General features: G+C 34.5%; 14 protein-coding genes. All 14 read left to right on the forward strand.

Annotation, left to right across the window (positions count from 1 at the left end; translation table 11 throughout):
• Nucleotides 1-65: 65 nt before the first annotated feature.
• Nucleotides 66-1,004 carry a malate dehydrogenase gene (gene mdh / locus D8M03_RS00460; protein ID WP_121212710.1) on the forward strand — a complete coding sequence of 313 codons (939 nt, stop codon included), beginning with the start codon at nt 66-68 and terminating at the stop codon, nt 1,002-1,004.
• A gap of 142 nt (nt 1,005-1,146) precedes the next feature.
• Entirely contained in the window at nt 1,147-1,584 is a 438-nt protein-coding gene (locus D8M03_RS00465; protein WP_121212711.1) for a MaoC/PaaZ C-terminal domain-containing protein, read from the forward strand.
• Nucleotides 1,585-1,637: 53 nt separating this feature from the next.
• Nucleotides 1,638-2,348, forward strand: coding sequence for a response regulator transcription factor (locus D8M03_RS00470; protein ID WP_121212712.1), 711 nt, complete (start codon nt 1,638-1,640; stop codon nt 2,346-2,348).
• The gene (gene pnpS, locus D8M03_RS00475; protein WP_121212713.1) at nt 2,345-3,799 is read left to right on the forward strand and encodes a two-component system histidine kinase PnpS; all 1,455 of its coding nucleotides are present in this window, start codon (nt 2,345-2,347) and stop codon (nt 3,797-3,799) included. Before D8M03_RS00470 ends, pnpS begins: the two co-directional genes overlap by 4 nt.
• A gap of 233 nt (nt 3,800-4,032) precedes the next feature.
• The gene (gene hflK, locus D8M03_RS00480; RefSeq protein ID WP_121212714.1) at nt 4,033-5,004 is read left to right on the forward strand and encodes an FtsH protease activity modulator HflK; all 972 of its coding nucleotides are present in this window, start codon (nt 4,033-4,035) and stop codon (nt 5,002-5,004) included.
• Nucleotides 5,001-6,020 (forward strand): protease modulator HflC, encoded by a 1,020-nt coding sequence (hflC, locus tag D8M03_RS00485; protein WP_121212715.1) that lies wholly within the window; start codon nt 5,001-5,003, stop codon nt 6,018-6,020. The genes hflK and hflC overlap by 4 nt, the downstream gene beginning before the upstream one ends.
• A gap of 364 nt (nt 6,021-6,384) precedes the next feature.
• On the forward strand, nt 6,385-6,810 hold the full coding sequence (locus D8M03_RS00490; protein ID WP_121212716.1) for a DNA polymerase I: 426 nt from the start codon (nt 6,385-6,387) through the stop codon (nt 6,808-6,810).
• A 139-nt stretch (nt 6,811-6,949) separates the two neighbouring features.
• Nucleotides 6,950-9,577, forward strand: coding sequence for a DNA polymerase I (polA, locus tag D8M03_RS00495; RefSeq protein ID WP_121212717.1), 2,628 nt, complete (start codon nt 6,950-6,952; stop codon nt 9,575-9,577).
• 12 nt (nt 9,578-9,589) lie between these two features.
• Nucleotides 9,590-10,462: a bifunctional DNA-formamidopyrimidine glycosylase/DNA-(apurinic or apyrimidinic site) lyase gene (gene mutM / locus D8M03_RS00500; RefSeq protein WP_121212718.1), complete on the forward strand. Its 873-nt coding sequence runs from the start codon at nt 9,590-9,592 to the stop codon at nt 10,460-10,462.
• An 18-nt stretch (nt 10,463-10,480) separates the two neighbouring features.
• Nucleotides 10,481-11,074 (forward strand): dephospho-CoA kinase, encoded by a 594-nt coding sequence (gene coaE / locus D8M03_RS00505; RefSeq protein WP_121212719.1) that lies wholly within the window; start codon nt 10,481-10,483, stop codon nt 11,072-11,074.
• A gap of 652 nt (nt 11,075-11,726) precedes the next feature.
• On the forward strand, nt 11,727-12,746 hold the full coding sequence (locus D8M03_RS00510) for a glyceraldehyde-3-phosphate dehydrogenase (RefSeq protein WP_121212720.1): 1,020 nt from the start codon (nt 11,727-11,729) through the stop codon (nt 12,744-12,746).
• A gap of 263 nt (nt 12,747-13,009) precedes the next feature.
• Complete coding sequence (nrdR, locus tag D8M03_RS00515) at nt 13,010-13,480, forward strand: transcriptional regulator NrdR (protein WP_121212721.1); 471 nt, start codon at nt 13,010-13,012, stop codon at nt 13,478-13,480.
• 19 nt (nt 13,481-13,499) lie between these two features.
• Entirely contained in the window at nt 13,500-16,283 is a 2,784-nt protein-coding gene (locus D8M03_RS00520) for a DnaD domain protein (protein ID WP_121212722.1), read from the forward strand.
• A gap of 3 nt (nt 16,284-16,286) precedes the next feature.
• On the forward strand, nt 16,287-17,234 hold the full coding sequence (gene dnaI / locus D8M03_RS00525; RefSeq protein ID WP_245987377.1) for a primosomal protein DnaI: 948 nt from the start codon (nt 16,287-16,289) through the stop codon (nt 17,232-17,234).
• Nucleotides 17,235-17,525 lie beyond the last annotated feature (291 nt).

A 17,525-nucleotide genomic window follows, 5' to 3' on the forward strand; every position in this document is an offset into this window, starting at 1 on the left:
GGAGAGGATTTTCGAATTCTCTCCTTTTTGTGTAAAATAATAAAATATTGAAGGAGCGTATTTGAATGACATTGAAACGAAAAAAGATCTCAGTAATTGGTGCCGGCTTCACTGGTGCAACTGCAGCCTTTTTAGCAGCTCAAAAAGAACTTGGTGATGTTGTATTAGTAGATATTCCCGATGCAGAAAACCCAACTAAAGGAAAAGCGCTAGATATGTGGGAAGCAGCTCCGGTGCAAGGTTTTGATTCATATGTAAAAGGTACTTCAAATTATGAAGATACTGCTGATTCTGATGTAGTGATTATTACTGCTGGTGTTGCACGTAAGCCTGGTATGAGCCGTGATGACTTAGTTCAAATTAATCAAAAGGTTATGAAATCTGTTTCTGGTCAAATAGCCAAATACTCTCCAAATGCAACAATTATTGTTTTAACAAATCCGGTAGATGCTATGACGTACACGGTTTATAAAGAAACAGGTTTCCCTAAAAATCGTGTCATTGGTCAATCTGGTGTATTAGATACAGCTCGTTTCTGTGCTTTTGTCGCAGAAGAATTAAATATTTCAGTAAAAGATATTAGAGGGTTCGTACTTGGTGGCCATGGTGATACAATGGTTCCTCTTACACGTTATTCTTATGCAGGTGGTATCCCACTTGAAAAATTAATCTCACCAGAACGTTTAGAAGAAATCGTACAACGAACTCGTGTTGGTGGGGGCGAAATCGTTAACTTATTAGGTAACGGTTCAGCTTATTATGCACCTGCTGCAGCACTTATCGAAATGGCTGAAGCAATTATCAAAGATCAAAAACGCGTTTTACCTTCAATTGCATATTTAGAAGGTGAATATGGATATGATGGTATTTATCTTGGAGTTCCAACTCTTCTAGGTGCAGAAGGTGTTGAAAAAATCTTTGAGTTAGACTTAACAGATAGTGAAAAAGCAGCTTTAGACGTTTCTGCACAAGCAGTACGTGATGTAATGGCTGTATTAGAATAGTTTTTAGAGTAAATCGAGCAGGGCAAGTATCCTGTTCGATTTTTTCTTTTTACTGTAACTTATCTAAGCTTCTAAGATTATTGTTATTTTCTGAAAAAGTTGATACTATGAGAGTAATCTCAAATATAAAGGGGTTGCGAAGTTGCTGTTGAGAAAGGGTATGAAAATTGGTAAAAAAATAAATGAGCTTGTAGTTGGTGAAAGGTTACAAATAACAGAAAAAATAGAGGATAAAGATTTATTACTTTATTTAGGTTTAACGAACGATAGTAACCCTCTATATATTCAGCATGATTATGCAGCTGAAACATCATATAAAAAACCAATCGTTCCTGTCATTATGTTAAATGGCATTATTACTTCTGCCATATCCAAACATATGCCTGGACCTGGTTCTCATATTCGTGAACAACATTTAACATACCTTGAACCAGTTTATCATTATGAAACAATTGAAATACTATTCGAAGTACAGCAAGTTGATTTGAATTTAAATATAGTTGATATCTATGTAAGTGCTATAAAAGACAAGAATGTACAGGTAATAGAAGGAATAATTAAAGTATTACCTCCCAATTAGGACGTGCAAATGATTTGAAATGGGGGTTTCAAATCAACATTGGAGGTTTAACGATGACAAAAACAATCTTAGTTGTAGAAGATGAAATTTCAATCGCAACATTATTAAAATATAATTTAGAACGAGTGGGTTATGAAGTCTTGCTTGCTCATGATGGAAAAACAGGTCTAGAAACTGCTATTACTCATGTACCTGATTTAATTATTCTTGATTTAATGTTACCAACGATGGATGGTATGGAAGTTTGTAAGGAAATACGTAGTCAAAAATTCAATATACCAATTATTATGTTAACAGCGCGGGATGATGAGTTTGATAAAGTACTTGGACTAGAACTTGGTGCAGATGATTATATGACAAAACCATTTAGTCCACGTGAATTAGTGGCGAGGGTAAAAGCAGTTTTACGTCGATTCACAACGACTCCATCACAAGAGGTAGAAATGGATAAAACGTTTTATCAATTTGGGAACTTGCAAGTTTATCCAGAACGTTTTGAAGCTTTCTTAAATGAGGAACCATTAGACTTTACACCGAAAGAATTTGAATTACTTGTTTATTTATTAGAAAATAAAAATCGTGTATTAACACGTGACCAATTGTTGAGTGCAGTATGGAACTATGATTTTGCAGGTGATACACGAATTGTAGATGTTCATATCAGTCACTTAAGGGATAAAATTGAAGAGAATAGCCGTAAACCGAAATACATTAAAACGATTAGAGGAATCGGGTATAAATTCGAGGAGCCGAAAATGGTATGAAAGCTTATAGCAATAGACTCTTTTTATTTTACATCATATTAACTGGCTCTATTTTAGCTGTCCTTGGCTTTGTCTTAGGCCAGCTTTTTCCTTTCTATATTGAAAAATTTTTTATCGAAAACAATATAAAAATTGATGATTATCAATTGGATTACTTCAAAAAACAGTTTGCCTTTGTTATGAATTTATGTTTAATTGTTGCATTTATTTTTATCTGTTTGGTTACGAGCAGGTTAATAAGAAATTTACTAGACCCAATTGATAATATTACACAAACAGCTAGGGAATTAACAAAAGGAAATTATCGAGCGAGAGCATATGCTGCAGGTCCTGCCAGTATCGTTGACTTGAGAAACTCGATAAATTTATTGGCTCGAAACTTACAAGAGATAGAAAAGTTAAAAGAAATTGAAGATGAACGATTGAAAACGTTAATTGAAAATATGGGTAGCGCACTAATTATGATTGACCGCGAAGCTACTGTTTCGATAGTTAATCGTCAATTTTTAGATGGCTTTGAATTACAGTTAGATGAAGTACGAGGGAAAAATTTCTTAACTTTAGGTTTACCAGAAAAATTAGAGAAGTTTATTGATCATGTTTTTTTAACGGAGCTACCTTATCGTAAACAAATTGAAATTGTTGTAAATCATGAAATTCAATACAAACAAGTATACGGTGCCCCAGTAGTTGGAGAGCATGGGCGTTGGTTAGGTGTTGTTATTGTTATGCATGATATTTCAGAGCTAATTCGACTCGAACAAATTCGAAAAGATTTTGTTGCGAACGTATCCCATGAATTGCGCACACCAATTACGTCCATTAAAGGATTTTCGGAAACTTTGTTGGATGGTGCATTTAAAGATGAACAAATGCTTATTTCATTTTTAGATATAATTTATCAAGAAAGTAATCGACTACAAATGTTGATAGAAGATTTACTTGAATTATCTAGAATTGAGCAACATGGTTTTTCTGTAAAAATTATGCCAACAAGTTTACAAGATGTTTTAAATCGTGCAGTGGAGCTAACTATCCCGCGTTTAGTTGAAAAAAATATGCAGTTTCAGATTGACGCTGAACAGGATGTCATCATTGCGGGTGATTTCAATCGTTTAATACAAGTATTTACGAATTTAATAACAAATGCGATTACCTATTCACCGGAAAACACAACGATATCTTTAAGAATTAAACAAAGCGACAGATTCGGAATTATCGAAGTAGAAGATCAAGGAATTGGCATTGCGAAAAATGAAATTGCCCGGATATTTGAACGATTTTATCGGGTAGATAAAGCAAGAAGTCGTAATTCAGGTGGAACGGGCCTTGGTCTAGCCATTGTTAAGCATATCATCGAAGCACATCAAGGAAAAATTCAAGTCGAAAGTACAGTAGGGAAAGGGACTTGTATGAAAGTGTTAATTCCTTTGCAAAGAAACTTGAATTAACAATTTCTTTACATTATTGTTATGTTCCCTTCATATTCATCGACTAACCTTAAATCTAGAAACCCCCTGTTTCAGATTTAGTAATATTGCAAAGTATAAAGTAAATGTCTCACCATGAGTGGGGCATTTTCTTTTTGCAACAATTTATTGATTGTTAATATTTTTGTAATTAATGAAACTTTTTATAAATTTTTACGTAAATAAGGTAATTCAAAAAAACGAGGAGGATGAAAATGAGTGTAAAAAAAACATTGCTCATCACAGGTATGTCGGTACTAGCAATCATTGCATTATTAGCTGTTTTTACATCTTGGTACACTGTTGATGAATCAGAGCAAGCAGTTGTCATTACATTTGGGTCTGCAGATGAAACCATTACGGATTCAGGTTTGCACTTTAAGTTACCGTGGCCAATCCAAAAGGTTGAGGTACTTTCAAAAGAGACATATAGTTTACAATTCGGCTATAAACAGACCGATGAAGGGGTAGTCGAAACGTTTGATAGTGAAACGAAGATGATTACTGGTGATGAAAACATTGTATTAACCGATTTAATTGTACAATGGAAAATTACAGACCCTGAAAAATATTTATTCAATGCAGAAAATCCAAAAAAGATACTACATAATGCCACTTCAAGTGCGATTCGCTCTATCATTGGTAGCTCAACAATTGATGAAGCTTTAACAGATGGAAAGGCTGAAATTGAAGCGAGTACTCGAGATTTACTAGTTAATTTAATTGAAAAATATGATATCGGAATTAGTATTTTAGGGGTTAAGCTACAAGATGTTGAATTACCAAATGCTGAAGTTCGTGCAGCGTTTACAGCCGTAACGGATGCGCGCGAAACGAAAAATACGAAAACGAACGAAGCAAAAAAATATGAAAACCAAAAGCTAAGTGAAGCTCAAGGGGAAAAAGATGCAATAATTTCCCGTGCTGAAGGTGAAAAAGTTGCACGTATTCAACAAGCAGAAGGTGAAGTTGCAGTATTTAAAAAGTTATATGAGCAATATGCGGGCAATAAAGAAATTACCCGACAACGTTTAATTGTTGAAACGTTAGAGGCTGTACTTCCAAATGCTCAAATTTATATCATGAATGATGAAGGGGAAACGTTAAAATATTTACCTCTTCAACCGACAGCTAGTTCTTCTCCAAAACAAACTGAAGAATCTACTGAAGGAGGCGACAAACAATGAGTAACAACAACTTTGATGGCGATTTAGAGAAATTCATTAAATCACTTTTTGCTAGCAAAAATAAAAAGGATAAAAACGTTGTTGATATTAAAGATGCAAAAGTAATAAAAGAAAAGAATAAAAAGCCCTTTGATGGTCGTAAATTTGCCAAGTCTGCCATCGTTCTAACAGCCTTGTTTGCAGTAATAGTTATAATCCTTGCTAATATTTATATTGTAAAAGAAAATGAATATCGTGTAGTACGTCAATTTGGAGAAGTTGTAAAATACGAAAATGAACCGGGTATTAATTTTAAAGTGCCGTTTATTCAAAGTGTGACAACATTACCGAAAAATTTAATGACGTATGATATGACAGAAGAAGAGATTAATACGTTAGATAAAAAGCGAATCATTATTGATAATTATGCAGTTTGGCGCGTTACCGATCCAAAGGCATTGATTTCGAATGCGGGGAACTTAGTGAATGCAGAATCGCGTATGGAAGAATATATTTACTCGGTTATTCGAACTGAGTTAGGACAATTAAATTATGATGATATCATTAATGATGAAAATTCTTCACGTGGTAGTATTAATGATAAAGTGACAGAAAGAGTGAATGAATTATTAACGGATGGGAATTTTGGTATTGAAGTAGTGGATGTTCGTATTCGTCGTACGGACTTACCAGAAGAAAATGAACAATCCGTTTATACACGTATGATTTCTGAACGTGAATCTATTGCACAAAAGTATTTATCTGAAGGGGACGCCGAGAAAAATCGTATCGAGGCACAAACGGATCGAAAGGTACAAGAATTAATTGCAACGGCTAAAAAAGAAGCTGCATTGATTCGAGCTGAAGGGGAATCAGAGGCTGCGAAAATTTATAACAGAGAATTCTCTAAGGATCCAGAGTTCTATTCATTGTATCGTACTTTAGAATCGTATAAAAAGACAATTGATGATGATACTATGATTATCCTACCATCAGATTCACCATATGCAAAAATTTTATCCGGCTACCTAGAATAATAAAATTTTTCACCACCTATCAGAGCGATTCTGGTAGGTGGTTTTTTAGTTATTGAAATTAAGGTTCTAATCAAATTTTATGTTTCGTTAGCGATTTATATTAGAAAACGCGGCCTACCACAGTAAGCCGCGCAGTATTTTAGAAATTTTAGTAGATATGAAACGACTGTGAGCGGACCTAACACAAGCACAAAGACAAGTCGTAAAGACAACTACAAGTTGGCTTTGCGGCTTGTGTGCTTAGTCCGCTCACACTTAAGAAAATACATATAAGAATACTAATTAACACAATTTACTACTTTCTATTAGTATATTTATTGTTATAATAAAATAGTAATTTTTTAATAGAAAAGAGGTAAAGCGATTGAATAACTTAAATAAATGGATTCAAAATGTATTGTTAGCTTTTATTATGACTTGTTCAATTACAGCTTTATTTACTCCGACACCTTATACTTGGACGAAATTTGAAATTTTCTATATACCAATAACATTTATTCCTTTATTCTTTTTAACATTATTTGTTGCAGAAGAAGTACGTAATAGTTTTAAAAAAGTTTTCAAGTTTGATCAACGAAAAGACAAACGCCCGATTTGGCAAGTCGGTGTAGGTATGATTTTTTATTTTGCACAAGTTGGTTTTGTTGAAGTTTTTGCACGTTCATTTATGACTTATAAATTAGCTGGAATGCCATTATATTTAGTAATTTCCTTTTTAAATGCATTTTTAATCACTGTTATTTATGAAGAAATCTTTTATCCGAAAGAAAAACGTATGCTAAAAAGGTAATAATATTTAATGACAAAACACGTATTGATCGTTTATCGATGGATACGTGTTTTATAATGGAAAAAAGTCGTTAATAAAGATAAAGTTAAATAGAGATACTTCGTGAAGTTTTTGATTTACATAATAAAGGAGAATTTTGATGGCAAAAGAAAAATTATTATTACTGGACGGAAATAGTTTGGCCTATCGAGCATTTTTTGCATTACCGCTTCTTGCAAATGAAAGTGGCATCCATACAAATGCGGTGTACGGATTTACAACGATGCTTCAAAAGATTTTAGAAGAAGAAAAACCGACAAAAATGCTAGTAGCCTTTGATGCAGGAAAAACTACATTCCGTCATGAAACCTTTGATGAATATAAAGGTGGACGTCAAAAAACACCACCAGAATTGTCGGAGCAATTTCCATACTTACGAAAACTAATTGATGCGTATCAAATTAAACGATACGAAAAAGAACTCTATGAAGCAGATGATATAATTGGTACTTTAGCAAAACAAGCTGAAAATAAAGATATGGAAGTCATTATTGTTTCGGGGGATAAAGATTTAACTCAACTAGCAACAGAGCAAGTGAGCGTATATATTACTCGAAAAGGTATGACAGATATTGAGAAATACACACCTAGTCATATTGAAGAAAAATATGGCTTAACACCTAAACAAATTATTGATATGAAAGGGTTAATGGGAGATCCATCCGATAATATTCCAGGGGTACCTGGCGTAGGTGAAAAAACAGCGATAAAACTGCTGAAGGAATATGGTTCTGTAGAAGCGCTATACGAACAAATTGATGGTATGAAAAAATCGAAAATGAAAGAGAAGCTTGAAGCGAACGAAGAACAAGCGAAGATGTCAAAAAAATTAGCAACCATCTTTACTGATGCACCGATTGACATTTCATTAGAAGATTTAGATTACCCTGGTCCAAATGAAGAAGAAGTTTTACAAGTGTGGCAGGAGCTTTCGTTCAAATCGTTAATTGAAAAAAGTGATTTCCAAGTTGAAGAGAAAGTTACGGCAGAATTAGATTTTGAAATTGTTCAAGAAGTGACACCTGATATGTTAAAAGACGCAATGGCTGTCCATGTAGAGATAGAAAACGAACACTATCACACTTGCCAAATTTTAGGTGTTGGTTTTTCAGATGGACAAGCTAATTTTTTCGTTTCCATTGATACTTTAAGCAATAATGAAACGTTAAAAAATTGGCTAGAAGATGATTCAAAGAAAAAATATATGTCTGATAGCAAAGCTGCACAAGCCATTTTAAACCGTATAAATATTGATTTGCGTGGAGTAGAGTTTGATATGTTGCTTGCGTCCTATATTGTAAATCCAGCTATTTCTGGTGATGATGTTGCAACACTTGCCTCCGAATTCGGATATCGTGATGTTCAAGCGAATGAAACGATATATGGTAAAGGTGCAAAATGGACTGTTCCTAATGAAAATGTGTTAGCTGAGCATGTGGCAAGAAAGGCATTTGCTATTTGGACATTACAACCAGTACTTGAAGAAAAATTAAGAGAAAATGAACAATTTGATCTGTACTATGATCTTGAACTACCTTTAGCTACCATCCTAGGCAAAATGGAAAGTGAAGGGATTAAAGTTAATATTGAAACATTAGAAAAAATGGGTGTAGAACTTGAAGAGAAAATCACATCTTTAGAGAAAGAAATTTATGAATTAGCAGGTGAAACATTCAATATTAATTCACCAAAACAGCTTGGTGTGATTCTATTTGAAAAGTTAGGTTTACCTGTTATTAAGAAAACGAAAACAGGATACTCCACTGCTGCTGATGTGTTAGAAAGACTACAAACAGAACATACCATCGTAAAATATATTTTAGATTACCGTCAGTTGGCGAAATTGAAGTCAACGTATATTGAAGGGTTAATCAAGGAAGTACACCGTGAAGATAGTAAAGTGCATACTCGTTTCCAACAAGCATTAACGGCAACGGGTCGATTAAGTTCTACAGATCCAAATCTTCAAAATATCCCGATTCGTTTAGAAGAAGGACGTAAAATAAGACAAGCATTTGTACCTTCAAATGAAGATTGGGTCTTGTTTGCTGCGGATTATTCACAAATTGAATTACGTGTTCTTGCACATATGTCTAATGACGAAAATTTAGTAGATGCCTTTAATCAAGGAATGGATATTCATACTCGTACTGCAATGGATGTGTTCCATGTTTCAGAAGATGAAGTAACGAGTAATATGCGCCGTGCTGCAAAAGCAGTTAACTTCGGTATTGTATATGGAATCAGTGATTACGGTTTATCTCAGAATTTAGATATTACTCGTAAAGAAGCGGGTGAGTTTATTGATAAATATTTACAAAGCTTTCCTGGTGTAAAAGAGTATATGGATAATATTGTTCAGGATGCGAAATTAAAAGGATATGTCACTACGATTTTAAATCGTCGTCGATATTTACCGGATATTACAAATCGAAACTTTAATTTAAGAAGTTTTGCAGAAAGAACTGCAATGAACACCCCAATTCAAGGAAGTGCTGCTGACATTATTAAAAAGGCAATGATTGATATGGATGCAAAATTAAAAGAAGAGGGGCTTAAATCGAAATTATTATTACAGGTGCATGACGAATTAATATTTGAAGCGCCACGAGATGAAATTGAAATTTTAGAACGAATTGTACCAGAAGTAATGGAAAATGCTATAGAATTAAAAGTACCTTTAAAAGTGGATTTCTCATATGGTAGTACTTGGTACGATGCAAAGTAAGGAAGTGTAGAGATGCCTGAATTACCAGAAGTAGAAGGTGTTGTTCGGGCGTTAGTGCCTAAAGTAGAAGGGAAGACAATTGAAAAGGTTGAACTATCCCAAACGATTTATAATTCTTGGGCAGAAGGTAAGCAATGCATTGTGAAAGCGATAGAACCTAACTTATTTGAACAAGCAATGCAAGGAATGACATTTTCGAAAATAACACGGCGATCCAAATATATCTATTTTCATTTAGAAAAAAATAATGCTGAGTATTTATTTGTTAATCATTTAGGTATGACAGGTGCTTGGTTTGTCGTTAATGATTTAAATGAGATTACAGAAGAAAAATTCAGGAAGCATACCCATGGTGTTTTTTACTTAACGTCAGGGGAACTGCTTGTTTATAGTGATATTCGTCGATTTGGGGAAATGCGCTTTATTGTGAAGGAAGAAGAACATGCACCGCTATTGCAAATGGCACCAGAACCTTTTGAAGAAGATGCTTGTGATTTTTTCCTCAGAAAGAGTGAGTTACCGAAATATCAAAATAAACCGATTAAAGAAGTCATTATGGACGGACAAGTAATTTCCGGTTGCGGTAATATTTACGCAACTGAATCACTATTTAAGATGGGAATTCATCCTGGTCGAAAAACGAGCCGTATAAGTAAACAGAGAAAGATTGAATTATTTGAAGTTATCCGCAACATTTTACAAGAAAGTATTGATATGGGCGGATCAACAATTTCGGATTATCGTAACATTAACGGTGAAGCAGGTGGAATGCAGCACCGACTTAAAATGTACGGTAAGAAAATCTGTCCTCAATGCGGATCAAATACAAAATCGATGGTCATTGGTGGGCGTACTTCAGTCTATTGCCCACAATGTCAACATTAAAAGGTGTGGGATTTGGGAATGATTATTGGGTTAACTGGTAGTATCGCGAGTGGTAAAAGTACAGTAGCAAATATGTTAAAAGAATATGGTTTTCCAATTGTTGATGCGGATTTAGTAGCTCGACAAGTAGTAGAGCCTGGGAGTGAAACATTACAAAAAATAGCGGATGCTTTTGGTCCAGAAGTAATAACACCTGAAGGAACAATGGATCGAGCAAAAGTCGGCTCCATCATTTTTCATGACGAATCTAAACGTAAAGTATTAAATGATATTATCCATCCAGCCATTAGAGCAGAAATGTTGCGTCAACGGGATGAACATGTTGCGAACGGGGCAAAAACAGTTATTATGGATATTCCTCTGTTATTTGAAAGTAAACTGCAACATTACGTTGAAAAAATACTTGTTGTTTCAGTAAATGAAGAGACGCAATTGAAACGATTGATTGAACGCAATCAATTAAATGAAGAAGATGCAAAAGCGCGCATCAGTTCACAGTTACCTCTTTCAATCAAGGAACAAGGTGCAGATGCGGTGATAAATAATAATGGGTCGATTGAAGAAACTAGACAACAACTCGAAGATATTTTAAATAAATGGAATGTGTTATAACATTCCCCTTGAAATTACAAGGCATAATAACATGCTTTAACCTCTACTCTAAGCGTAGAGGTTTTTTTATTTTGATGTATTTGAAATTCGATTTATTATCATTGGATTTAAAAGTAAGTATTATTATGGGTATTACGCTTGAACGAACGCGCTCCGCTTTTCGGATATGTCTAGCTCCGCGCGTTAGCCGTTCGGAAACTTCAACTTCTTCCTGCGTGTGCGAGCACACTTGTCAGAAGTCTCCAGTTTCTTTCACGGCTGAACGAACGCGCTCCGCTTTTCTAAGATGTCTAGCTGCGCGCGTTAGCCGTTCGGAAACTTCGACTTCTTCCTGCGTGTGCGAGCACACTTGTCAGAAGTCTCCAGTTTCTTTCACGGCTGAACGAACGCGCTCCGCTTTTCGGATATGTCTAGCTGCGAACGCTAGCTCTTTCGGACACTTCAACTTCCTCCTACGCGTGTAAACACGCTTGTCGGAAGTCTCCAGTGCCTTCAAGAGCTGAACGAGCGTTCTCCGCTTTTCTTATTTTTCAGAATATAAGAATTTTTATTTTGTTGAAGAAATATGTTCACCTTTTTTACGAATGTGCTATACTATTTGGAGAGAACAGATAACATAATTAAGAGCATATTACAGGAGGCTTTATAGATAATGACAGTTTCTATTGCAATAAATGGTTTTGGCCGAATTGGTCGCATGGTTTTCCGCCAAGCAATTGTACAAGAAGATTTAAATATTGTAGCTATTAATGCAAGCTACCCAGCTGAAACATTAGCTCATTTAATAAAGTATGACACAAATCACGGTAGATTTGAGGGTACTGTCGAAACTGCTGAAAACGCATTAATTGTTAACGGTAAACGAGTAGAGTTAATTAGTGAACGTGATCCATTACAATTACCATGGAAAGAATTAGGTGTGGATATTGTAATTGAAGCAACTGGTAAATTTAATGAACGTAGTAAGGCAGCAATGCACCTAGAAGCTGGTGCTAAAAAAGTAATTTTAACTGCCCCTGGTAAAAACGAAGATGTTACAGTTGTTATGGGTGTAAATGATGAATTATTAGATATTTCTAAGCACGATGTTATTTCTAATGCATCATGTACAACGAACTGTCTAGCTCCTGTAGCAAAAGTATTAAATGATACATTTGGAATTGAAAATGGTTTAATGACTACAGTTCATGCCTATACAAATGACCAAAAAAATATTGATAATCCACATAAAGATTTACGCCGTGCCCGTGCATGTGCGGAGAGTATTATTCCAACATCAACTGGGGCTGCTAAAGCATTAGCATTAGTGCTTCCAGAATTACAAGGTAAACTACATGGTATGGCTTTACGTGTTCCAACTTCTAACGTTTCTTTAGTAGACCTAGTTGTAGACTTACAAAAAGATGTAACTGTTGAAGAAGTAAACAATGCGTTTAAAGCTGCAGCAGAAGGTCCATTAAAAGGAATCTTAAACTTCTCAGTAGAACCATTAGTATCAACTGACTACAATACAACAACTTATTCTTCAACTGTTGATGGATTATTAACAATGGTAATGGGTACAAGAAAAGTAAAAGTTTTAGCTTGGTATGACAATGAGTGGGGTTATTCTGCACGTGTTGTAGATTTAACGAAGAAAATTGTTAAAGCTTTAGAAACTGTTACTGCATAACCTTGTGAAATAAATATCAATTAAGTCAAAGGTAGGATATACATTCCTGCCTTTTTTTCTTTGTATAGGAAATAATTAGGAAGTACAAATTTGTATTAGTGCTCCTTTAGTATTCTTTGTAAACTGTTGCTACATCTCGTACTCTTTTCATGTTTTGTAAATTGTATTAAAATGTTAACTTGCAAAAAGAAATAGAGCATTTTTATAGCGCAAATAGATTTGTTATAATATGATTACGAAATTAAGTTGAACGGAGAATATATATGAGATGTCCAGCTTGTCAATATAATGGTACACGGGTAGTTGATTCAAGACCAGTTGACGATAATAAAGAAATTAGAAGAAGAAGAGAATGTGAATCTTGCGGGTATCGTTTTACAACTTTTGAACGAATTGAAGAAACACCACTAATCGTTGTTAAAAAGGATGGATCTCGGGAAGAATTTAGCCGAGAAAAAGTCTTGCGTGGTTTAATACGTGCATGTGAGAAACGTCCTGTACCATTGGAAACATTAGAATCCATTGTAATTTCAATTGAAAAAAACTTAAGAAGAATCGGTAACTCTGAGGTGCGTTCAGAAGAAATCGGAGAAATGGTTATGGATTTACTTGCAAAAGAAGATGAAGTTGCCTATGTTCGATTTGCTTCTGTGTATCGACAGTTTAAAGATATTAATGTCTTTATATCGGAGTTAAAAGATTTATTGCACCGTCAATCCGATTTAAAAAAATAAAATTTCAGGAGGGTAAAAAATGGTTCATTTATATAAGGAATTACAGCCTGCGGATCATTTTGAAATCAGTCTCCCTCAATCACTTTCAACGCAGGAGCGACAACTCTTAACGTTGTTTTACCAACCATTAACAGGGCCTGAACCGATAAGTCTTTATTTAACATTATGGGCTGAAGCGGAAGATGCATTGACTAATAGTATGACTCATTATTATTTAATGAGTGTTTTAAACATGCCGATCGGAAAAATTTTTGAAGCGCGAATTGCCTTAGAAGCAATTGGACTGCTTCGAACTTTTCGCAAACAGGAAGAAGAAAATCGCTCATTTATTTATGAACTGATTCGTCCTCTTGATGCCAATACGTTTTTCCAAGATCCTTTACTATCAATGTTTCTTTTTTCAAAAATCGGTGAACAGGCCTATCGAAAATTACGGAAACGTTTCGTAAGCACAATATCTACTAGTGGTTATACGGATATTTCTAGAACGTTTACGGACGTTTATAAACCGGTTCATAGTAAAATCAATGTGGAGCAAATGGATAATCAGCCAACTGTTAAAACTGATTATCCATTTTACATGGAAGAATTTGATTTTGATTTATTAAAAAGTGGTTTAAGCGAACAGTTAGTGCCGTCTAAAACGTTAACGATAGAAATACGTGAGGTTATTGCAAAATTAGCATACCTTTATCGTTTCAACCCAATTGAAATGCAAAAGGTTGTCATTTTAGCACTAGATGATCAAATGAATCTTACGAGAGATCGATTAAAAAAAGCAGCAGCAGATGTTTATAAATTAACGATTTCAAAGGAACCTCCTCAATTACAGAAGTTCTTTTCATCAGAGATTGAAGAAAATCGAATTGTTGAGAATCCTGTTAAATCAAAAGAACAAGAGATGATCGAGTATTTTGAATCAACAAATCCAATTGAGCATTTACGTAATTTAAATAATGGAAAAGAACCAACAGATTATACAAAGGATCTTGTATCGAATCTGTTTATTAACCATGGAATGAATATTGGCGTAGTGAACGTATTAATTGAATATGTTATGCTTCAAACAGATAAAAAGCTTCCAAAAAACTTTGTTGAAACAATTGCTGATCATTGGAATCGTAAAAATATTAAAACGGCCAAAGAAGCAATGGCAATCGCTCGCTCAGAACACGATAAATTTAAGAAATTGAAAAATAAAGAATATGTTCCTCAAGTAAGCGAAGCCGAACTTGCAAAACAAAACGTTCCCATTGTTAATGATCAATTTGCAAAATATGAACGAACAATACCTTATGAATTTTTAAAACAATTAAATAATGGTAGAGAGCCTTTCCCATATACAATCGAATTAGCAGAAAGCCTAGTTAAAAACTATTCAATGCCAATAGGTGTCGTGAATGTATTAATGGAATATGCCTTTGAGCAAACGGAGGGGAAAGTTACTCGAAGGTTTGTTGAAACGATTGCAAGTAACTGGATGAAAATAGGAATTGATTCTGCCGAAGAAGCGTTAAATCAAATTGACAAAACTATTAAAAATAAAGAATTCTTAAGGACAACCGGATTTATTCCATCTATCACAAGAGAGTCTATTAAAAAAGATTTTTCTGAAGTGGATGGTATTTATTATTTTTATGAATCTACACCACCTTACGAATTTATGAAAGATATAAATAATGGCAGCGAACCTTTCCCAACAAATGTTAAAATAGCAGAAGATCTGATTAATAAATATGATTTACCTTTAGGTGTTGTCAATGTATTAAGTGAATATGTGCTATCTAGACAGGATGGAAAGTTTTCTAAGCGTTATGTGGAAACAATTGCGAATACTTTAAGACAAGCTGGGATTCAGACTGCAAAAGAAGCATTTGAATATTTATCAAAAACAGAAGAAGAGTTAGAGATGAAGAGCAAGCTCGGATATGTTCCACAAATAACACAGGAACATATACAACGCAATGGTAATGATGTAGATCATTATAGTTCCAAAACTCCTTATGAATTTTTGAAACAATTGTCAAATGGTAATGAACCTAGTGCTTCAAATTTAAAATTAGCAGAAAGCCTTGTTTTAAATAGCGGCTTATCTATTGGTGTCGCTAATGTTTTGATTGAATATGTATACAATCTGAAATCAGGTCAATTGCCTAAAAAGTATGTTGAAACGATTGCAGCTAATTGGGTGCATCAAAATATCCAAACGGTACAACAAGCTAAAGCTGTAATACACAATAAAGAAACAACGAATGAAATGCTCCGCAATGTTGGATATGTTCCAACTATATCCGAAATTGATATACAACAAATGATTGGTAATCGAGTGATTGAAGAAGAGTTTAAAGAATATGAAATGACAACACCATATGAATTCTTGAAAAAGATGAACCATGGTGTAGAACCTTATGCGAATAATATTCAACTTGCTGAAAAGCTTGTACATCGTTATAAGCTTCCAGTAGGCGTTGCGAATGTATTAATAGAATATGTATTAGAAATAAAAGATGGAAAATTACCAAGAGCATATGTTGAAACGATTGCAGATAGTTGGAGTCGTAAAAATTTCGTAACAGCTAAAGATGCTGCTGAACATGTCGCAATGGAAAAAGAAAATTATGCGAAACGACAAGTGGAACAAGAAAATCGCCCTAGAAGTAAATGGGGAAGAGTTGAAAAAATCCCAGAATGGTTTAAAGAACGCGATGATCAGGGGGCAACAAATGATAACCCGCAAACGGATTCCATCGATTTTGAAAAAGAGCGGTTAAGAATACTTGAAAAGCTTGGCAGAAAAGAATAGTAGGTGAGAACAATAGAACCAATAAAAAATGCATTAAATAAAGTAATCAACGTTCCTTCATTTCAACAACGTTATGAAGAAGTGAAAAGAAATATTTTAGCCAATCAAGAAGTTCAAGAATTTCTAAAGACCCACGAAAATGTATTAACAGAGGATGTTATTGAACGCAGTCTTCCAGCATTACAAGAATTTACGAACCAAGCTCATAAATGTTGTGGAAGTGGTGGAACAGCCACTTGTACAAACTATGTAAATGGCTTCATTCCTAAATTACGTTTAGGCAATCAAATTATCGTTGTAGATTATATTCCATGTTCTCAAAGAATAATTGAAGAAGAACAACGAGAAATCGAAAAGATGATTCGAAGTTTCCATATGCCGAAAGATGCTCTTACTGCAAATATCGAATCAATGGATATCAACACACCAGGTCGAATTAGAATTGCGGACTTTGTGGCGGACTTTATTAATGAAATTCGTGAAAAACAAACCATTCCATCAAAAGGATTATATATTCATGGTGGATTTGGTGTAGGGAAATCTTTTATTCTTGGAGCTATTGCAAATGAGTTAGCTGCAATGAAGGTGCAAACGGTATTGATGTATGTACCTGAATTTTTAAGAGAATTAAAAGAATCGATTGATGATTCTACTATCAAACAAAAAATTGAATATATTAAAAAAGCACCTGTTCTAATGTTAGATGATTTTGGCGCTGAATCTATGACAAGTTGGGCAAGGGATGAGATTTTTAGCACGATATTAAATTATCGAATGTCAGAGAAAAAACCGATTTTTATTTCATCGAATTTTAACTATGACGAATTGGAATATCATTTAGCTAATTCTCAAAAAGGGGATTATGAAAGAATTAAAGCAGCGCGGATGATGGAACGAATTAAAAGCCTTACTATCCCTGTTCCACTAGATGGTACAAATCGCCGTGGATAAAATTTTTGGTTGCTAGTTGCAATTCAAATCATTCGAGCGTATACTATCGATAGAATTTAAATACTCTTGCGTTGATGAGGACAACAAGCTTGTGAAACGACTTCTAGAGAGGGAAACCTTGGCTGTAAGTTTCCTAGTACCGGCACAAACTTTACTACCTCTGAGCTTTAGCGGGGATAATCCGCTAACGTTTATCGGTACGTTAACCGACCTAGAGCTTCGTCTGAAACCTTTTGTGTTTCGGAAGGAAGAAGGGTGGAACCACGAGCATACGCGTCGTCCCTTTCATAG

This window comes from Ureibacillus endophyticus, assembly GCF_003628435.1.
Taxonomy (GTDB): domain Bacteria; phylum Bacillota; class Bacilli; order Bacillales_A; family Planococcaceae; genus Ureibacillus; species Ureibacillus endophyticus.